We start from the raw sequence: 19,074 nt of genomic DNA, 5'->3' as shown, positions 1-19,074 counted from the left end.
AAGGAGAGCACGCATGGCCGAGGCCGAGATCTTTCTGAAGCTGAAGCAGGACCACGACCTGCACCGCCGCCTGCTCGGTGAGATCGACGCGGCGGCGGATGGCCAGACGCGGGGCGACCTGCTCGCGAACTTCAAGGTCGAGGTCACCGCCCATGCCGCGGCGGAAGAGGAGTCGCTCTACGCCACGATGCTCGCCGATCCGGAGCTTCGCCACGAGGCACAGCATTCGGTGGCCGAGCACAAGGAGATCGAGGATTACCTCAAGAAGCTGAGCGACATGGCTCCCGACTCGGATGAATGGCGCGAGTGCTATGCGCATATGAAGCATCGCTACACGCACCATATCGATGAGGAAGAGGAGGAGATGTTCCCGGAAGCCGCGAAGGAACTCGACGCGGAGACGCAGGCGGAGCTGGGCGAGAAATTCGACGAGCGGAAGCCGGCCGAGCTGGAGCGGGCGCGGTAATCTCCCGCTCATCAAGCACGTAGATGCGGGCCGTCCACCTCGCCGCCGAGGATGACTTCGAGGGGTGGCGCGATGCCGCCCGCAGCCTCGCTTTGGCGGCGGTTCCGCCGGGCGACGTCGTGTGGCAGGCGGGTGATAACGGCGATCTTTTCGCCGACGAGGCGGTGCGGGAGGCGCCGGCCGATGGGCAGTTCTCCGTGCCGCGCGCCTTTGTCGATCTTGCACGTGACGTCGTGCTGCATTCCGATCCCCAGCGTTTCGCGCTCCTCTACGCCTTTCTTTGGCGGCTGCGCGCCGAGCCGGGGCTGATCGCCGACGCAGCCGATCCGCTGCGCCGGCGGCTGGAGGAGTTCGCCAAGCAGGTCCGCCGCGACATCCACAAGATGCGCGCCTTCCTCCGCTTCCGCGAGGTCGCCGATGAGGAGGGCCCGCGCTTCGTCGCCTGGTTCGAGCCCGAGCATCACATCGTCCGCGCCAATGCAGGCTTCTTCATGCGCCGCTTCGCCTCGATGCGCTGGTCGATCCTAACGCCGGAGGTGTCGGTGCATTGGGACGGCGCGACGCTGACCGAAGGGCCGGGTGCGACCAAAGGCGACGCGCCCGAGGGCGATCCCGTCGAGAACACATGGCGCACCTATTACGCATCGATCTTCAACCCGGCGCGGGTGAAGGTCGGCGCGATGCTGAAGGAAATGCCCAAGAAGTACTGGAAGAACATGCCGGAGACCGCCCTTGTCCCCGGCCTGATCGCCAATGCGCAGGCGCGGGAGAGCGGGATGATCGCGGCGGCGGAAGAAAAAATCGCGGCGGTGGCGGGCGGCAACTCGCAAGGTGCCTGGGCGGCGCTCCGGCAAGAGGCGGCGGGCTGCACGCGTTGTCACCTCTACAAGGACGCGACGCAGACCGTCTTCGGCGAAGGACCGGTGGACGCGCGCGTGATGTTCGTCGGCGAACAGCCGGGCGATCAGGAGGACCTTGCGGGCAAGCCCTTCGTCGGACCGGCGGGCCAAGTGTTCGATCGCGCGCTGGCGCAGGCGGGGGTGGACCGATCGACCGTCTACGTCACCAATGCCGTCAAGCACTTCAAGTTCGAGCAGCGGGGCAAGCGCCGCATCCATTCCAAGCCGCAGGGACCGGAGATCGACGCATGCCGCTGGTGGATCGACCAGGAACGCGTGCTGATCCGCCCGCCGGTGACGGTGGCGCTGGGTGCCACTGCGGCGCGGTCGCTGTTCGGCAAGGTGGTGACGATCTCCGGCATGCGCGGGCGTCCGCATGACCTGCCCGATGGCGGCAAGGCCTGGGTGACGGTGCATCCCAGCTACCTACTACGCCTGCCCGACAAGGCGGCGGCGGAGGAGGAGTTCGCTCGCTTCGTCGAGGACATCCGGCAGGCGGCCGTGGCGTAGACGGTTACCGAAGCGCGCCCTCGAACAGCGCCAGCGCGGCGGTGATCGCGCCAGCGTGCGCCTCCTCCTGCCGCGTCGCGTTCCGACAGGCGGGTTCGGCGCGCCGCCCCTCCGCCGTGCAGAGGCCGAGGAAGCTGTAATGGGTAACGCCGGGCAGCAGCTCCAGCTTCGCCCCCGGGCACCAGCGCCTTGGCGACCTCCGCCTGCGTCCTGGCCGGCACCGTCACGTCATCCGCCCCGACGACGATCGACAGTGGCTTGCCGAAGCGGCGGAGGCTGGCGGGATCGAGCGGTTGGACCACCGGCGCCATCGCGAAGACCGCCCGCACGCCTGGCACGGAGTGATCGGCGCGCGCGTCGTTGGTTTCGGATTTCAGCTTGGGATCTTCGAACACGTCGCGAGCCTGTGCGGCGCTTACTGCGAACTCGATCTGCGGGCGGCAGATGCCATCGTCCGGCCGCTCGCGGCAGAACCGCTCGACATTCTCCGGGCTGACCCGCGCGCCGCCAGCGATCAGCGCCGTCAGCCCGCCGAGCGAAAAGCCGGCGACGCCGATCCGCCGCGTGTCGAGATGCGGGCCGATCACCGCGTCGGCGGCCACCGCGCGGAGAGCGAGCTTGAGATCCTCCGCGCGTTCCCACCACAACGCCGCACCGGGCGCGGTCATCTGATCGATGCCATTGTTGCCGGGGTGATCGACGGCGACGACAACATAGCCGCGCCCGGCCAGCGCCTTTCCGAACCAGGCCATCGCGCGCGCCGATCCGCCGAAACCGTGCGAGAGGAGGATGACCGGCCGGCGGACCCCGTCGGCGAAGGCCCCGTCCATTGCCACCGGACCGAGGGCGAAGAACGGACGGCCGGACGGTCCGATGTCGATCGAGGTCTCCCGCGCGCCCGCTGCTGCGCGATACCAGGCGGTGACGCGCAGGCTGGTGGCCTGGCGCGCGTCGCGGACCTTTCCGCTCGGCTGCTGCGTCACGCGGTGCATCTCGCCGATCGAGGCGACAGCGAGCAGAGCGAGAGCCAGCGCGCCGATCACGCGGTCGCGGCGCCCTCCACCATCTCGCGAACCTTGGCGGCGAGGATGTCGAGGGGGAAAGGCTTCAGGATCATGTCCGTCCCCTCCACCAGGAAGCTTGCGCGGTTCGCCGCCTGTTCGGCATAGCCGGTGACGAAGAGGACGCGCAGCCCCGGCAGCTTCTCCCGCGCATGGGCGGCGACCTGGCGACCGTTCACGCCCGGCAGGCCGACATCGGTGACGAGCAGGCGGATGGCTGGCCGCTCATCCAGCATGGCGATCGCCTGCCGTCCGTCCGCCGCAGTGATGACGTCGTAGCCGAGGTTCTCCAGCACATCAACGATCAGCATCCGGACGGCGGGATCGTCCTCCACCACCATGATGCACTCGCCCCTGCCGGCCGGCATCGGGCCGACCACGCTTGGCGGAGCCGAGGAGACCTCCCCTGCATGGCGCGGCAGGTACAGGGTGACGGTGGTGCCGGCGCCGAGCGCCGAATCGATGCCGACATGACCGCCGGATTGGCGCGCGAAACCGTAGATCATAGACAGGCCGAGCCCGGTGCCCTGGCCGATCGGCTTGGTGGTGAAGAACGGATCGAAGGCCTTGGCGACGACCTGCTCGCTCATGCCCATGCCGGTGTCGGCAACCGCGATCGCCACGTAATCGCCCGGCGTGACGTCGTCCAGATAGCGGACGGCCGCCTCGTCCAGCGTCACGTTGGTGCTTCTGACGGTGAGCCGTCCGCCCGCCGGCATCGCGTCACGCGCGTTGATCGCGAGATTGAGGAGCGCACTTTCCAGCTGGTTCGCATCCGTCACCGCCGCCCAGGCGTCGGGATCGAGATCGAGGTGCAGCGCCGTCGCTTCGCCGAGCGTGCGGTTCAGCAGGTCCTCCATCCCCCGGACGGTCGCGTTCACGTCGACCGGCTGCACGTCGAGCGACTGGCGGCGGGAGAAGGCGAGGAGCCGCTGGGTAAGCGCGGCGGCGCGCTGGGCCGAGGTGGCGGCGGCCTCGATATAGCGGTCGATCCGGTCGCTGCGGCCCTCGGCGATGTAGCGGCGCAGCAGTTCCAGAGAGCCGAGCACGCCGGTCAGCATGTTGTTGAAGTCGTGGGCGATGCCGCCGGTCAGCTGGCCCACGGCCTCCATCTTCTGCGCCTGGCGCAGCTGGTCCTCGGCCGCGGCGAGCGCATCCGCCTGTTCGTGCGCCGCCGTGACGTCGCGAACGACGGAGTAGATGAGGTCGCCGCGCGGCACCGCATTCCAGTTGAGCCAGACATATCGCCCGCCGAGCGCCCGATAGCGGTTCTCGAACCCGAAAATGCTCTGCCCCGCCACCAGGCCGCTCATTATCGCGCTGGTCGCCTCGGCATCGTCCGGGTGGACGAACTTCATGAACGGCTGGCCGACAAGCTCGGCCTCGCTGAACCCGAGCGTCTCCTCCCAGGCGGGGTTCAGCGCGCGGAAATGCCCATCGAAGGTGGCGACGCAGAGCATGTCGGGCGTCGCTTGCCAGATCTGGTCGCGCTCACGGGTGCGTTCCTCGACGACCTCCGCGAGTTCGCGCTCTATGTCCTTGCGATCGGTCTGGTCGAGCATCGCGCCGATCATCCTGACGGCGCGGCCCTCCGCATCGCGGATCAGCGATCCCCGGTCCTTGATGTCCGCATAGCTGCCGTCGGCTCGGCGGAAGCGGTATTCGTCCCGCCACTCGGTGCCGCCCCCCTCGATCACGGCATGAATGCTCCGGTCGATACGCGGGCGATCATCGGGGTGGATATGTTCGATCCACCAGCCGCCATCGGACGTGCCGTCGGGCAGGTCATGGCCATAGCCGCTGCGGATCGCCTCGTTCCATAGGACGTGGTCGCCCAGCAAATCCCAGTCCCAGATCGCATCGTTGGTGGCGCGGTTGGCAAGGCGGAGCCGCTCCTCCGTTTCGCGAAGCGCCGCCTCGCGCTGCCGCTCCGCCGAGACGTCCTGCACGGTGCCGATCAGCCGCACCGCGCGGTCGCCGTCGAACAGCACCACGCCTTGCGCATGGATGTGTCGCAACACGCCGTCTTCGATGCCGATCGTGCGGTATTCGGTGTCGAAGACGTGATTGCCGGCGGGGTCGAGCGAGGCCACCACCGCTTCCGTCGCGCGCTTCCGGTCGTCCGGGTGCAGGCCCGCGACATAGGCGCTCTCGTAAGTGACCGGCGCGCCTGGCGTCAGGCCGAACAAGGCTCGGCAGCGATCGTCCCATTCGAGCACGCCGGTCTGCGGCCAATAATCGAACTGCCCCATCCGGGCGGCTTGGGTCGCGAGCTCCAGCTTCTCCTTGCTGCTCGCCAGTGCGTCGCGCGCGGCATGCGCCGCCGTCACGTCCGTGGCGGTGCCGAACCACTCGACCACCCCGCCATCGTCGCCGATGATCGGGATGGCGCGGGACAGGATCCAGCTGGTCGATCCGTCCGCATTGCGCATGCGATGCTCTACGGTGAGTTCCTCGCGACTGGCGACCGCACGCTCGACCTCGGCGCGGACGAGCGCCTGATCGTCCTCATGGATAAAGGTGTCGATCCAGTGCGTCAGCGGCTTGTCGGCACCCGGCCGGAAAGCCACCCCGTCGAGGTGCTGAATAGCGTCGAACTCGGCATTCGCACGGTAGATCACCTCCGCGGAGGCATCGACCAGCGCGCGGAAGCGTCGCTCGCTCTCGGTCAGGCGAACCTGTTCCTGCTGGAGCCGGCGTTCGTTCAGGACGGTCGCCGTGGCGTCCATGACGACGTCCAGCAGACCGGCAACCGCACCGCTCTCGTCCCGAAGCGGGCTGTAGGCGAAGTCCCACCAGGTATCCTCGTCATAGCCGTTTCGCGTCATGACGAGGTGGAGGCGCTCGAAGGCGACGGACTCCCCGGCCATCACCGCCTCGACCGGCGCGACGATGTCCGGCCACACATCCGGCCAGATATCGGGAAGGCGCCGCCCCAGGGCAGATGGATGCCGCGCGCCGAGGATCGGCGCATAGGCGTCGTTGTAGAGGAAGGTGAGTTCCGGCCCCCAGGCCATGCACATCGCGAACCGCGCCGACGTGATGATCTCGACGGCCGTGCGGAGCGACTGCGGCCAGCTTTCCATGTCGCCGAGCGGCGTCGTCGCCCAGTCGAAATCCGCGATCGCCTGCTTCATCCCTCCGGCGAGGACGGGATCGGCGACAGGCTCCAGCGTGGTGCTCATATCGGGATGATAAGCGGCAAGAGCGCCCAAGTCATCAACGGCTTACTCCGCCGCGAGCAGTCTCTCCGCGCCGCCGAGATCCACCGAGACGAGGCGGCTGACCCCGCGTTCGATCATGGTCACGCCGAACAGGCGGTGCATACGGCTCATCGTCACGGCATTGTGGGTGACGATCAGGTAGCGGGTCTCCGTCTCCCGCGTCATCCGGTCCAGCATGTCGCAGAAACGCTCGATATTCGCGTCGTCCAGCGGCGCGTCGACTTCGTCCAGTACGCAGATCGGCGCTGGGTTGGTCAGGAAGAGGCCGAAGATCAGCGCGACGGCGGTCAGCGCCTGCTCCCCGCCGGACAGGAGGGTGAGGGAGCCGAGCTTCTTGCCGGGCGGCTGGGCCATGATCTCCAGCCCCGCCTCCAGCGGATCGTCCGAATCGATCAGCTCCAGATGCGCCTGCCCGCCTTCGAACAGGGTGGTGAACAGGCGGCGGAAATGGCCGTCCACCGCCTCGAAGGCGGCGAGCAGGCGGGCGCGGCCCTCGCGATTGAGGCTGCCGATCGATCCGCGCAGCCGGTTCACCGCCTCGCCGAGTTCAACGCGCTCGGCGGCGTTGCGGGTCGCCTCGCCCTCCAGGCCCGCCAGTTCGGTGTCGGCGACGAGATTGACCGGGCCGAGGCGGTCGCGCTCCGAATAGAGCCGGTCATGCGCGGCCTGTTCGGCGGCGGCATCGCCCACCTCGGCGCTTGGGAAGCCGATCTTCTCGGGCAGGACGACGGCCGGGCATTCGAAACGCTCGCCCGACAGCCGGCTGGCCTCGACACGGCGTTGTTCCTGCGATTCCGCGCGGGCGGCGCAGCCGGCGCGGGCCTCGCGGGCGGTGGCGAAGGCTTCGCCCGCCTTGGCGGCGCGCTCCTCGGCCTGACGAAGCGCGACCTCCGCCTTGGTCTCGTCGGCACGGGCGGCATCCGACTTGCCGCGCGCATTGGCGGTCTCCGCTTCGACCCTGGCGATCTCGGCGGCGAGCGCATCCGGGCGGTCGGCGAGGCGTGCGGCCTCCGCCTCCGCCGCCTCGATGCGCTTGGCCATCTCGGCTGTGCGGCGGGCGGCGTCACCAGCGCGAGTGCGCCAGCCGGTCGCCTCGCCCTTCGCGTTGGCGATCCGATCCCGCGCGCGCTGGATGCGCTCACCCGCCGCGGCGAGTTCCGCGGACAGCGCGGCGACCTTCTGCCGGTCATGGCGCGCGGCTGCGTTCAGTGCGTCGACGCGCGCGCGGGAGGCGGAATCGTCGGGGAGGGCGAGGAGGGCGGCGGCGGTGCGATCCGCCTCCGCCTTTGCCTCGGCCAGATCGGCGGTCACCCGTTCGGCGCGCTGGGCGAGGTCGCCGCGCCGTACCGCGATGCGATCGATCGCCGCCTGAGCCGCATCCTCCTCACGCGCGGCGCGACGGGCGGCATCCTCCGCCTGCGAGAGGCGGGTGCGTGCAGCGGCGGCGGCCTGTCCAGCGGCGGTGACCGCCTCGCGAGCGGCGGCGCCCTCGGCCTGCGCCTTCGTCGCGGCCTGCTCGGCGGCGGGCAGGGCGGCGTCGATCTCCGCAAGGCGATTGGCACGGATCAGGCGGTCGGCAGCGGCGGCACCTTCGCCCGCGCTGCGGAAGCCGTCCCAACGGCGCAACACGCCGTCGCGCGTGACGAGCCGCTGTCCGGCGGCGAGCGGCTGTCCGTCGTCGCTATCCACGACGGCGATCTGTGCGAGGCGGCGGGCGAGTTCGGGCGGGGCGGTCACCACATCGGCGAGCGCGGTCGTGCCGGTCGGAAGCGCCGGATCGCCGGAGATCGCCGCTCCATCCCAGCGCCGCTCGCCGCTGCCGCCGATGCTCGCGTTCAAATCGTCTCCGAACGCCGCCGCCAGAGCGCGCTCGTAGCCCGGCTTCACCGTGAGGCGGGACAGCGCCGCATCGGCCGAAGACTTGCCGCCTTCCACGACCCGAATCAGCGCGGTGCGTTCGGATCGGAGCGCGGAAAGAGCCGCGTTTGCTGCCGCCACTGCGGTTTCCGCCGCCTCGCGCGCGCTCGCCGCCGCCTCGCGATCCCGCTCCGCCACGGCGATCGCTTCACGCGCGGCTTCGCTGTCCAGAGCAGCCTTGGCCTTGGCTTCCGTCGCCGCGATCCGGCCCGCCTCATGCGGGGCTGGGTCGCCGATCGCTGCGCGCTCCTGCTCCACGCGCGCGACCTCCGCCTCTGCCCGCCGCAGCCGCTCCTGAGCGGACTGGGCGGCGGCGCGGGCGACGCGCGCGTCGGCCTGTTCGGCGGCTTGCGCCGCAAGCGCCTGCGACAAGGCGACCTCGGCATCGCGGAGGGTCCGTTCGGCCCCGGCCAGCGCCTCCTTCTGCGCGACCTGCCCGGCTTCGCCCTCGACGATCGCCCTTTCGAGCGCGGCCTGCTCATCCTTCAGCCGCTCCAGCGCCGCCGCCGCGTCATTGGCCAGCGCGCCTTCGCGTTCCCGGTCGGCGGCGAGATCGCGGGCCAATGCCGCCAGCTGGTCAAGCCTCGCGGTCAACGTCTGCCGCTCGGTCGCCAACGTCTGCAGCTTGTGGGTCAGCGCCAGCGCATTCTCCCGCGCCCGCTCGGCCCAGGCCCTCGCATCGGCCAGCACCCGGGCCGCCTCGCCCGCCAGCGCCGCCGCATCGCGCTGCGCCTCGGCGGTGACTGCGACGAGGGCCTCGGCCGCCTCGGCCTCCTTCTTCGCCTTGTCCGCCGCTTCCGCCGCCTCGCGCCAGCGGGCGAAGATCGCCCGCGCCTCGGCCACACGGATACGTTCTGAAAGCTGCCGGTACCGCTCCGCCGCCTTTGCCTGTCGGCGGAGCGCATTGGCCCGCGCCTCCATGTCGCCGATCACCTCGTCCAGCCGCACGAGGTTCGCCTCGGTCGCACGCAGCTTCTGCTCGGCATCCTTGCGCCGGACGTGGAGGCCGGCGATCCCCGCCGCCTCCTCCAGCATCTCGCGCCGCTGCTGCGGCTTGGCGGCGATGACGGCGGCGATACGGCCTTGGCTGACAAGGGCAGGGGAATGCGCTCCGGTCGCGGAATCGGCGAAGAGGAGGGCGACGTCCTTCTGCCGCACGTCGCGGCCGTTCAGGCGGTAGGCGGAGCCGGCACCCCGCTCGATGCGCCGCACCACCTCGATCTCGCCGGGGCCATGCACGCCGCCGGCATCCTCGACCAGCATCTGCACCTCGGCGAAGTTGCGCGCCGGGCGGGTGCTGGTGCCCGCGAAGATCACGTCCTCCATGCCGCCGCCGCGCAGCGACTTCGGCGAACCCTCGCCCATCACCCAGCGGATCGCTTCGAACAGGTTGGACTTGCCGCAGCCGTTCGGCCCGACGACGCCGGTCAGCCCCGGCTCGATATGCAGTTCGGCGGGTTCGACGAAGCTCTTGAACCCGGCGAGCTTCAGCCGCCGGATGCGCAAGAACGGCCCCCCGACCTATCCATCAGGCGCCGAGCGCGTCCTGGATGCGCGGCTCAAGCGTCTCCCAGTTGTAGACGCCTTCCACCGTTTCCCCGTTGATCAGGAAGCCGGGGGTGCCGTTGATCTTGTACTGATTAATCGCCTTCTGGTTGATCGCCTGCAGCTTGTTCACCGCCGCCTCGTCGTTCAGGCACGCCTTGACGCGGTCGTTGGTGATGCCGCGCATCCGCATGAACTGGTCGAGGCCGAGCGCCGCCGCCAGCGCGGGTAGCTGGTCCTCGGTCGGCAGCTTGCTCATCCGCTCGCGATCCGCCTCGGGCAGGTCGATGGCCTTTTTGATCCAGTTGGGCTGATCGGCATACATCTGCTCGGTCAGCTTGAAGAACGGCTCCGCCCCCGCGCAGCGGGCGAGGAGTGATGCGACGGTGTCGGTCCCGTCACGGACGAAGTTGCGGAATTCCAGGCTGACCTGGCCCGTCCTGATGTACCGCTCCTTCATCGAGGGCACGCCCTGGGTGGCGAATTCCGCGCAATGCGGGCAGGTCATGGAACCGTATTCGACCAGCTTCACCTTGGCGTTGGGATTGCCCATCAGGAAGCCGCCGTCCTCGGTCGCGACCACCGTCTCGGTCCAGTCCTGCCCGGCGGGTGGGGGCACGGTGCCGGCGGTCGTGCCGGCGCTGTTCCCCTCCGCCGGCTTGTCGCCCGAATCGCATGCGGCGAGCGCCAGCGCGAGGGCGAACGGGGCGGCAAGCTTCACATGGGACTGGCGCACGCTCTACCTCTTCACTTCTTCAGGATCTGCCCGATACGGGCTTCGAGTTCCGGCCAGTCGGCGACACCGGTAATCGGCACGTCGTTGACCAGCACATAGGGGGTGCCGGGGATCTTGCGGATCTTCCACGCATCGTCGCTGAGCTTGCCGATCGCGTCGCTGATGCGGTCGTCGGCAAGGCAGGCCTGCGCCTTGGCGGCCGGCACGGTCGCGGCGACCATCGCGCCGACGCCGCTGCCCTTCACCAGAGCGGCGGCGCGCTGCTTGGGCGGCAGGGCGTCGAGACTGACCTCCGCCCCCGCCTCATAGTCGCTCGCCGCGACCATCCAGTCACCCTGCCGCGCGAAGAGCGTGGCCGTCGTCGGAAAGAACCCCTGGGACCCGGCACAGCGCGCCAGCACGGCCGCGATGAAGTCGTAGCGGTCGCGCACCGCGCTCCGGAACTCGACGCTGACCTGGCCCGCCCGGACATAGCTCTGCTGAAGCCGGGGGAGCGTCGCGCCGGAGAAATGCGCGCAATGCGGGCAGGTATAGGATGCGTATTCGACCACCTTCACCGGGGCGTTCGGGTTGCCCTGGATGAAGCCGCCGATCGGGCTGACTGTGACCACCTGCGTCCAGTCGCGCTGCGCCGCCATGGCGGCACCGCTCCACAAGAGCAGGATGAAGGCGAGGAGCGCGCGCATCAGCCGATCCGGGGCAGGCCGGAACTGCCGGCGAGACCGCGCGCCAGACCTTCGAGGCAGGCGCGCAGTTCGGGGTCGGCGATGGCGCGAAGGCTGTCGCCCAGCTCCTCGGGCACCGGCTTCGGCTCGGGCTTGGCGACCTTGGCGGCGGGGCGGATCGAGCCTTGCCGGATGGTGACGCGGGCGACCGCCGGATAGCCGAAGAAGCGGTTCACCCGCTCGGTGATCGAGGGGAGGACATGCTGGATCATCGGCGCGTGGCTGCCGTCCACGGTAAGCGTCAGCGTTCCGCCCGACTTCGCGCCCGCCGGGAAGCGGATCGATTCGGGGGCGGTGACCTCGGCATAACGCTCGCCGACGATCTCCTTCCAGCGGCTGACCACCGAGGACTGGACGAAGCCGAAGCGGCGGAACGCCTGCCCGCCGATGGTGGGCACCATCTCGGACACGGCGCGGGCATAGCCGGCGCGCGGCGCATCCTCGGCCTTGCGGCGGCGGGGGGTCGGTTTCTTCATCGCAGCCTCCATGCCATAGCGCCGGGATGGCCGTCGATAGCGCGCGATCCGAATCTACCCGCCTGCTCGCCTGGTACGACGTCCATGCCCGCAGCCTGCCCTGGCGCGCGCCGCCGGGTGCGCCGCTGGCCGATCCGTACCGCGTCTGGCTGTCGGAGATCATGCTGCAGCAGACGACGGTGGCGGCGGTGGGCGGTTACTTCGCGACCTTCACCCGGCGCTGGCCGACGGTCGAGGCGCTCGCCGCCGCGCCTGATGACGAGGTCATGGCCGCCTGGGCCGGCCTCGGCTACTACGCCCGCGCCCGCAACCTGCTCGCCTGCGCACGGATCGTCGCGGCCGAGCATGGCGGGCGCTTCCCGGATACGGAAGAGAGGCTGCGCGCGCTGCCCGGTATCGGCGCCTATACCGCCGCCGCGATCGCCGCGATCGCGTTCGGGCGGCGAGCGGTCGTGGTCGATGGGAACATCGAGCGGCTCGTCTCCCGCCTCTTCGCCGTCGAGGAGCCGCTGCCCGCCGCCAAGCCCCGCCTCCGCGCGCTAATGGATGGCCTCACGCCCGAAACCCGCGCGGGCGACTTCGCGCAGGCGATGATGGACCTCGGCGCCACGATCTGCGCCCCGCGTAGCCCGAAATGCCTGCTCTGCCCGATAGCCGAAGGATGTGCGGCACGGGCGATGGGCGAGCCTGCGGCTTTCCCGAAAAAGGCGGTGAAGGCGACACGTCCGCATCGCTACGGCACCGCCTTCTGGGCGGAGCGAGACGGTTGCGTCCTCCTCCGCCGCCGCCCGAACAAGGGCCTGCTGGGGGGAATGCGGGCGCTGCCGACCGGGCCGTGGGTCGAGGCGCCGCCGGGGATCAAGGGCGCGCCGGTGCCCGGCGACTGGCGGGTGCTGGACGGGCAGGTGCGCCACGTCTTCACCCATTTCTCGCTGGATCTGGCGCTGGCCCGCGCGTCGGACCTGTCGCCTTCACCCCCGCTCTCGGGTGACGAATGGTGGCCGATCGACCGGCTGGACGAGGCGGGGCTGCCGACCGTGTTCGCCAAGGCGGCGGCCGGGATCAGGGAAGGAGTGTGAGGTGACACCCATCGGCTTTACCGGCGCGACGATCGACCGCGCGGACGCGATCCGCCAGGATCCCGAGGCGATCGCCCGCGCACTCGCCGACCCAAACGCGCGGCTCCTCGACCTGGAGGGACTCGATCCGGTGGTGGTGGACGGGCGGCTGTCCTGGACGCCAGTGCCGGATGGACTTGGGCCGGAAAGCCTCGGCCTGCTCGGCTATGAGGATGGCGCGCCGCGCTTCGTCCGCTTCGACCCCGCGCCGCCGCCCGCTCCGGCACGCTGGGAAGCGGTGCTCGCGCTCTCGCCAGCGGATGCGTCGCTCTACGCTGGCGCGCGCAGCCTTGTGGACTGGCACGCGCGGCATCGTTTCTGTGCTCGATCCGGCCATGGGACCGAGCCGTTCCGGGGCGGCTGGGGTCGCCGCTGCGGCGACTGCGGCGCGGAGCATTTCCCGCGCGTCGATCCGGTGGTCATCATGCTGGCCGAGCATCAGGGCCGCGTGCTGATCGGCCGTCAGCCGATGTTCCCGCCCCGCCGCTACTCCGCGCTCGCCGGCTTCGTCGAGCCGGGCGAGTCGGTGGAGGAGGCGGTTGCCCGCGAGCTGCACGAGGAGGCGGGGGTGCGCGCCACCTCCGTCCGCTATGTCGCCAGCCAGCCCTGGCCGTTCCCGTCGCAGCTGATGCTGGCCTGCATCGCGCCGGTGGCGGACGACACGTTGACCATCGACCGCACCGAGCTTGAGGACGCGAAATGGGTGGATCGCGCAGGCGTCGCGGCGGCGCTCGCGGGCGACCCGGACGCGCCCTTCATCGCGCCACCGCCGCACGCGATTGCGTACAGCCTGTTCGAACGGTGGCTAGCCTCCTGATCCTCCCCCGCCAGGGGGAGGTGGCAGCCCTCGCGTAAGCGGGGGCTGGCGGAGGGGGAGGACAGGAAGGCTACGGACACCGCCGTCCTCCCCCTCCGGCGCCTGCGGCGCCACCTCCCCCTTGCGGGGGAGGAGAAAGATTACACCACTGTCCTCGGCCGGGCCTGCTGGTAGCTGCCGATCACCCGCACCCATTTCGTGTGAAACGCCAGCTCCTCCAGCGCGCGGGCGACGTTCGCCTGCGCGGGATCGCCTTCGATATCGGCGTAGAACTCGGTCGCGGCGAAGCTGGTGCCGCGCTGGTAGCTTTCCAGCTTGGTCACGTTGACGCCGTTGGTCGCGAAGCCGCCCATCGCCTTGTAGAGCGCCGCCGGCACGTTCTTCACCTCGAATGTCAGCGTGGTCATGCTCGGCTGGCCGATCGGCGGCGTGAGCGCCTCGCGCGCCAGCACCACGAAACGGGTGGTGTTGTCGTCGCTGTCGGAAATATCCTCGGCGATGACGTCCAGCCCGTACAACCCGGCGGCGATCTTCGGCGCGATCGCCGCAACGCCCGGGTGCTTGCCGTCGGCGATCTTGCCCGCCGCAGCGGCAGTGTCGGCGAACTGGACGGGCGTGATCTCCCGTTCACGCAGCCAGCGGCGGCATTGGCCGAGCGCCTGCGGATGGCTGATCGCCTCACGCACCGGCTCGCCCGCGAAACCCAGCAGGCAATGCCGGATCGGCAGGAAGTGCTCGGCGACGATCGACAGCCCCGATTCGGGCAGCAGGAAGTGGATGTCCGCCACCCGGCCATGCAGCGAGTTCTCGATCGGGATCATCGCGAACGCCGCCTGCCCGCTCGCCACAGCGTCCAGCGCATCCTCGAATGCGAAGCAAGGGAGGGGCAGCGGGTCGGCGAAATGCTCGGACACCGCCAGATGCGAGTTGGCGCCCGGCGCGCCCTGGAACGCAACGGTGCGCGCTGGCTCGGCGGCGGCGGCGGCGCTCATCTCGGCCACGAGGGTGCGGGCCTTGGGGGGAAAGTTCTCCATCGCCGCGTGCGCCTAAGGTCCAAAGCGGATCAGGACAATGCCCCGTGCGTTGCGAACTTTCTGCGAGTCGTTCGCGGCTAGGGCCGCTTGCGGTGCGCGGCGCGGCTCCTTAAAGGGAGCCCGCGTTGACTTCGCGCGGAAAACATCCGCGCTTCAGGAGGTTTCGGGGGCATGGACGACCGCACGAATACGATCGCGGGCTGGGTTCTGGCGGGCGGCATCGTGGCCCTCGGCCTGTCGATCGTCAGCGGAGAATATTTCCACGCCGAGCGGCCCGAGAAGATGGGCTATGTCGTCGAGGGTGTCGAGGAAGAGGCCGGTGCCGGCGGCGAGGCGGCTGAGAAGCCGATCGCCTTCTATCTCGCCAACGCCGATGCGGCGAAGGGCGAGCAGGTGTTCAAGAAATGCGCCGCGTGCCACAATGCCGACAAGGGTGGCCCGAATGCGCTCGGCCCGAACCTGTGGAATGTGCTGGGCGAGGGCATCGGCCAGGGTGCCGGCGGCTTCCCGTTCTCGGACGCGCTGAAGTCGAAGGGCGGCACCTGGGACTGGCAGAACATGTCCGACTGGCTGCACAACCCGAAGAAGTTCGCGCCCGGCACCAAGATGACCTTCGCCGGCCTCTCGAAGCCGGAGGATCGCGCCGACGTGATCGCCTTCCTCAACCAGCATAGCGACGCGCCGAAGCCGATGCCTGCGGCCCCGGCCGAGGATGCGGCGGCAGCGGGTCCGACGACGGGTGCTCCGGCCGATGCCGAAGGCCCCGCCAAGGAACAGCCGGTCCAGACCGAGGCGGGCGCCGCCGCCCAGCCGAGCAAGAACATCTCCGGCGAGGCCGCGCCTGCGGTTGCGGGCACCGCCGCGCAGGAGAAATAAGCTTTCTTCCATCCTCCCCCGCAAGGGGGAGGTGTCAGGCTTGCCTGACGGAGGGGGAGGTAAGGGAGGCGGTTTACTGTTGAGGTAGCTGCCGCCCTCCCCCTCCGTCGCTTGCAGCGCCACCTCCTACTGGCGGGGGAGGATTAGATCAGGCCGACGCCAAGCTCGCCAGCTCCCTGATGCTGATCCCGTACGTCTCGCAGATATGATCGCGCAGGCGGCGCTTCACAGCCGCCATCTCGGCATAGGCGGCTTCTTCCGCCGCCTCATGTTCCAGGTTGATCAGGAAGCTGGTCGGCACCAGAGCCTCCCAGGTCGAGTTGTGCCGCCGCGCCGCCGCGCGAACGGCGGCCACCAGTTCCTTGCCGTCGGTCGTCATCGTGGGCGATCCAACGCACCGGGAGGGAAAAGTGCCCCGGCATTGCGGCCCGCGCCGCTTAAGCCTAGATCAGCCCCACGCGCTATTTGGAGAATCTGTGATGGGTGGGTTGAGCCTCTGGCACTGGCTGCTCGTCGGCGTCGTCGTCCTGCTGCTGTTCGGAAAGGGCCGCTTCTCCGATCTGATGGGTGACGTGGCGAAGGGCATCAAGAGCTTCAAGAAGGGCATGGCGGAGGAGGACGAGCCCGCGCAGCGTCCCGCGCCGCGCCTGCAGCAGCAGGAGCCACTGGAGCCGAACCGCGATCCCAATCTGCAGCCGATGAAGGACGACCGGCCGCACGTCTGACCTGATCGCCGGGCCGACATGTTCGACATCGCTCCCACCGAGCTGCTGCTATGTGCGATCGTCGCGCTGGTGGTGATCGGGCCCAAGGACCTGCCGCGCGCGATGCGGGTGGTGGGGCAATGGGTCGGCCGTGCGCGGGGCATGGCCCGTCATTTCCGCTCCGGCATCGACACCATGATCCGTGAGGCGGAGCTGGAGGAGATGGAAGCGCGCTGGAAGGCGGAGAACGAGCGGATCATGCGCGAGCATCCGCCGGAATCGATCCCGCCCGAGGCGATGCAGCCGGTCGAGACGCAAGCCCTGCCGCCGCCGGCAGATGGTGAGGCCCGGCCGCCGATGACGCCTGATCCCCGCCCGCTGCCGTGAAGGACATCGACGACACCCGCGCGCCCCTGCTCGACCATCTGATCGAGCTGCGTCGCCGCCTCCTCTGGTCTATCGCGGCTTTGTTCCTGTGCTTCGGCATCTGCTTCTACTTCGCCGACCGGATCTTCGCGATCCTCGTCCACCCTCTCGCCGAGGCGTTCGGGCCGGGGCAGGGCAAGCTCGTCTACACCAAGCTCTACGAGGCGTTCTTCGTGAACGTGAAGGTCGCGCTGTTCGCGGCCTTCTTCCTCGCCTTCCCCGTCATCGCCACGCAGGTCTGGGCGTTCGTCGCCCCCGGCCTCTATGCCAAGGAGAAGCGGGCGTTCCTGCCGTTCATCATCATGACGCCGGTGCTGTTCCTGATGGGCGCGTCTCTTGCCTATTTCGTGGTGATGCCGACCGCGTTCCACTTCTTCCTGGGCTATCAGGGTGTCTCCGGCGGGCTTCGGCAGGAGGCTTTGCCGGCGATGGGCGACTATCTCGCGCTCGTCATGCAGTTCATCCTGGCGTTCGGCATCGCCTTCCTGATGCCGGTGCTGCTGATGCTGATGGAGCGCGCCGGCCTCGTCACCCGCCTGCAGCTGAAGGCGGCGCGGCGTTACGCGATCGTCGCCGCGTTCATCATCGCCGCCGTGTTCACTCCGCCAGACGTGGTGTCGCAGCTGATGCTCGCGATCCCGCTGGTGCTGCTCTACGAGATCACCCTGATTGCGATCTGGTTCACCGAGCGCCGCCGTGCGCGCGAACAGGCCGCCGCCGCCGAATAGAAAACTAGGTTGAACAGAGAAGGGGCGCCGCGTTGACCGCGACGCCCCTTCGGCACCCTCTTCTCTTTTGTTACTTGGCGGCGTCGGACACCGCGCTGCCGGCCGAGGACACGTCCTTGCCGACGCCATCGACCGTGTTGCACGCGGTCAGAACCAGCGAACCGGCAACCAGCGCCACGGCCACGATCTTGCGAACCATCTTACTCTCCTGAAACCCTGCCGCGCGGAGGCGCGACTGCGGCGGGTAAATGCCCGCTCGGCGGGTTGGTTCCGCCGGGGCAACGAAGATGTGGTGAAATGCGTTGGTGAGGTGCCCCAGAACAGTTTCGGGCCCGGGAGCATCGCCGGGGGGAAGGTCGATGCTGCCGGGCCCATGTTGTTGAACAGCGAGAGCGGGGGGGCAAAAGGTCGCTGTCCGAAGTGTAGAACGGCCCTTGTCGACAGGAGTTCCGGGTCTTTCGAAAATATTCGAAAAAGTTTTGCGCCTCCTGAACCGAGGCCAACAGAGTGGGTTCGGAAGGCATGATCACGGTGGCGAGCTACAACATACGCAAGGCGATCGGCGCGGATCGCCGCCGCCGCCCCGATCGCATCCTGGACGTCCTCCTGGAGATGAACGCCGACATCGTGGCTCTTCAGGAGATCGACCGCCGCTTCGGCGCGCGGCTCGCGGCGCTCCCTCCGGCGATGATCGCCGAGCGGACCCATTACGTGCCGGTGCCCTTCGACATGCGCCCGGGCAGCCTCGGCTGGCACGGCAACGGCATCCTCGTCCGGCGCGGTATCGAGGTGACGGCGATGCGCGCGCTGACCCTGCCGATGCTGGAACCGCGCGGTGCCGTGATGGCCGAGTTGGAGGTTGAAGGAAGGCCGCTGCGGGTGATCGGCATGCACCTCGACCTCTCCGGCCTGTTTCGCCGACGCCAGGCGCGCGCGATCATGGAGATCCTCACCGGTTGCAAGGTAATGCCGACGGTGATGATGGGCGACCTCAACGAATGGCGTGCCGATCGCGGCTGCCTCGCCGATTTCGGCGGCGGCTACGACTTTGCCGCGACCGGCCAGAGCTTCCCCGCCCGCCGCCCGCTCGCCCGGCTGGACCGGATCATCGTCAGCCGGGATCTGGGCGTCGAGGCGGCGGGCTCGCACCATTCCGCTCTGGCGCGGATCGCGTCGGACCACCTGCCGGTCTGGGCGCGGATGAGTTTCAGGGCATGAGTATCGCGCATCGTTGAGATGGCAGGTTCGCGCGGCTCTGTACGCGCGACGGCTTCGATGGCAGCTTGCCGGAGAATGGCAGGAGAAGGGCGATGCGCGATCGGCTGATGAAGGGGGTGCTGCTTGTCTCGGCGTTGATTGTCTCCGCGCCGGCGGCGGCGGACTGGAAGGCCAGCAATCCGGATGTTGAGGCAGCCGCGAAGGACGATCGCATCGCCGCAGCTTTGACCGCCGTCGGCAAGCTCGACCGGGCGGCCGTGACGGACGACCATGCTGCCTTCGCCGCCCTGCTTGCAGACGATCTGGCCGTCAACAATCCCCAGAATGGCGTGTCGGTGCGGGGCGCAACCGGCCGACGCAGCGCCGCCGGCCAGATCAGCTATTCGCGCTATGATCGAACGATCGAATATGCCGGCCGACGCGGCGACATGGTGCTGTTGATGGGCGAAGAGATCGTGGTGCGGAAGGGGCAAAACGGGCTCTCCGCTGCCGCTGTGCACCGCCGCTTCACCGACCTCTGGAAGCAGGTCGGTGACGATTGGAAGCTTACCGCACGGCAGGCGACGATCATCACGCGTCCCTGAGCCCCGCTCG

General features: G+C 69.3%; 19 protein-coding genes. 10 read left to right on the top strand and 9 right to left on the bottom strand.

The annotated features are described in order from the left end of the window. Window positions 1-13 precede the first annotated feature (13 nt). On the top strand, window positions 14-466 hold the full coding sequence (locus tag ACM608_RS12210; RefSeq protein WP_419683488.1) for a hemerythrin domain-containing protein: 453 nt from the start codon (window positions 14-16) through the stop codon (window positions 464-466). Window positions 467-489: 23 nt separating this feature from the next. Continuing rightward, window positions 490-1,875, top strand: a complete 1,386-nt coding sequence (locus ACM608_RS12205) for a UdgX family uracil-DNA binding protein (RefSeq protein WP_419683487.1) — start codon at window positions 490-492, stop codon at window positions 1,873-1,875. On the opposite strand, the gene ACM608_RS12200 is transcribed toward ACM608_RS12205, so the two are convergent. From ACM608_RS12200 to ACM608_RS12175, 6 genes are read right to left on the bottom strand one after another with little or no spacing between them, the layout of a single operon-like run. Beyond that, window positions 1,788-2,918 (bottom strand): alpha/beta hydrolase family protein, encoded by a 1,131-nt coding sequence (locus ACM608_RS12200; protein ID WP_419683486.1) that lies wholly within the window; start codon window positions 2,916-2,918, stop codon window positions 1,788-1,790. The genes ACM608_RS12205 and ACM608_RS12200 overlap by 88 nt on opposite strands. Further along, window positions 2,915-6,121, bottom strand: coding sequence for a PAS domain-containing protein (locus ACM608_RS12195; RefSeq protein ID WP_419683485.1), 3,207 nt, complete (start codon window positions 6,119-6,121; stop codon window positions 2,915-2,917). Before ACM608_RS12195 ends, ACM608_RS12200 begins: the two co-directional genes overlap by 4 nt. Before the next feature lie 42 nt (window positions 6,122-6,163). Continuing rightward, a complete protein-coding gene (gene smc, locus ACM608_RS12190; RefSeq protein ID WP_419683484.1) occupies window positions 6,164-9,583 on the bottom strand; it encodes a chromosome segregation protein SMC in 3,420 nt (1,139 codons plus the stop codon). A gap of 22 nt (window positions 9,584-9,605) precedes the next feature. Further along, entirely contained in the window at window positions 9,606-10,358 is a 753-nt protein-coding gene (locus ACM608_RS12185) for a DsbA family protein (RefSeq protein WP_419683483.1), read from the bottom strand. An 11-nt stretch (window positions 10,359-10,369) separates the two neighbouring features. Next, complete coding sequence (locus ACM608_RS12180; RefSeq protein ID WP_419683482.1) at window positions 10,370-11,044, bottom strand: thioredoxin domain-containing protein; 675 nt, start codon at window positions 11,042-11,044, stop codon at window positions 10,370-10,372. Continuing rightward, window positions 11,044-11,559 carry a DUF721 domain-containing protein gene (locus ACM608_RS12175; RefSeq protein WP_419683481.1) on the bottom strand — a complete coding sequence of 172 codons (516 nt, stop codon included), beginning with the start codon at window positions 11,557-11,559 and terminating at the stop codon, window positions 11,044-11,046. The genes ACM608_RS12180 and ACM608_RS12175 overlap by 1 nt, the downstream gene beginning before the upstream one ends. 26 nt (window positions 11,560-11,585) lie before the next feature. Between ACM608_RS12175 and mutY the strand changes: the two genes are divergently transcribed. Next, window positions 11,586-12,638 (top strand): A/G-specific adenine glycosylase, encoded by a 1,053-nt coding sequence (gene mutY / locus ACM608_RS12170; protein WP_419683480.1) that lies wholly within the window; start codon window positions 11,586-11,588, stop codon window positions 12,636-12,638. Window position 12,639: 1 nt separating this feature from the next. Further along, complete coding sequence (gene nudC, locus ACM608_RS12165; protein WP_419683479.1) at window positions 12,640-13,494, top strand: NAD(+) diphosphatase; 855 nt, start codon at window positions 12,640-12,642, stop codon at window positions 13,492-13,494. Window positions 13,495-13,634: 140 nt separating this feature from the next. Here nudC and ACM608_RS12160 read toward each other — a convergent pair whose 3' ends face one another. Further along, window positions 13,635-14,528 carry a prephenate dehydratase gene (locus tag ACM608_RS12160; RefSeq protein WP_419683478.1) on the bottom strand — a complete coding sequence of 298 codons (894 nt, stop codon included), beginning with the start codon at window positions 14,526-14,528 and terminating at the stop codon, window positions 13,635-13,637. A 171-nt stretch (window positions 14,529-14,699) separates the two neighbouring features. Here ACM608_RS12160 and ACM608_RS12155 point away from each other — a divergent pair, with 171 nt between their 5' ends. Further along, the gene (locus tag ACM608_RS12155; protein ID WP_419683477.1) at window positions 14,700-15,404 is read left to right on the top strand and encodes a c-type cytochrome; all 705 of its coding nucleotides are present in this window, start codon (window positions 14,700-14,702) and stop codon (window positions 15,402-15,404) included. 148 nt (window positions 15,405-15,552) lie between these two features. On the opposite strand, the gene ACM608_RS12150 is transcribed toward ACM608_RS12155, so the two are convergent. Then, window positions 15,553-15,783, bottom strand: a complete 231-nt coding sequence (locus ACM608_RS12150) for a hypothetical protein (RefSeq protein ID WP_419683476.1) — start codon at window positions 15,781-15,783, stop codon at window positions 15,553-15,555. Between the two features lie 100 nt (window positions 15,784-15,883). Here ACM608_RS12150 and ACM608_RS12145 point away from each other — a divergent pair, with 100 nt between their 5' ends. Genes ACM608_RS12145 through tatC form a run of 3 tightly spaced genes read left to right on the top strand, consistent with a single transcriptional unit; the run spans window position 15,884 to window position 17,262 of the window. Next, the gene (locus ACM608_RS12145; RefSeq protein WP_419683475.1) at window positions 15,884-16,129 is read left to right on the top strand and encodes a twin-arginine translocase TatA/TatE family subunit; all 246 of its coding nucleotides are present in this window, start codon (window positions 15,884-15,886) and stop codon (window positions 16,127-16,129) included. A gap of 18 nt (window positions 16,130-16,147) precedes the next feature. Further along, entirely contained in the window at window positions 16,148-16,495 is a 348-nt protein-coding gene (tatB, locus tag ACM608_RS12140; protein WP_419683474.1) for a Sec-independent protein translocase protein TatB, read from the top strand. Then, the gene (gene tatC / locus ACM608_RS12135) at window positions 16,492-17,262 is read left to right on the top strand and encodes a twin-arginine translocase subunit TatC (RefSeq protein ID WP_419683473.1); all 771 of its coding nucleotides are present in this window, start codon (window positions 16,492-16,494) and stop codon (window positions 17,260-17,262) included. Before tatB ends, tatC begins: the two co-directional genes overlap by 4 nt. A 70-nt stretch (window positions 17,263-17,332) precedes the next feature. Here tatC and ACM608_RS12130 read toward each other — a convergent pair whose 3' ends face one another. Further along, window positions 17,333-17,461, bottom strand: coding sequence for an entericidin A/B family lipoprotein (locus ACM608_RS12130; protein WP_419683472.1), 129 nt, complete (start codon window positions 17,459-17,461; stop codon window positions 17,333-17,335). Between the two features lie 323 nt (window positions 17,462-17,784). Between ACM608_RS12130 and ACM608_RS12125 the strand changes: the two genes are divergently transcribed. Further along, window positions 17,785-18,480, top strand: a complete 696-nt coding sequence (locus tag ACM608_RS12125) for an endonuclease/exonuclease/phosphatase family protein (RefSeq protein ID WP_419683471.1) — start codon at window positions 17,785-17,787, stop codon at window positions 18,478-18,480. 92 nt (window positions 18,481-18,572) lie between these two features. Next, the gene (locus tag ACM608_RS12120; protein ID WP_419683470.1) at window positions 18,573-19,064 is read left to right on the top strand and encodes a DUF4440 domain-containing protein; all 492 of its coding nucleotides are present in this window, start codon (window positions 18,573-18,575) and stop codon (window positions 19,062-19,064) included. Window positions 19,065-19,074: the final 10 nt, after the last annotated feature.

Source organism: Sphingomonas sp. ID0503 (assembly GCF_048565625.1).
Taxonomy (GTDB): domain Bacteria; phylum Pseudomonadota; class Alphaproteobacteria; order Sphingomonadales; family Sphingomonadaceae; genus JBLZUR01.
Note: the sequence above shows the minus strand (reverse complement) of the source record. Positions and strands in the feature narration are given on the sequence as shown.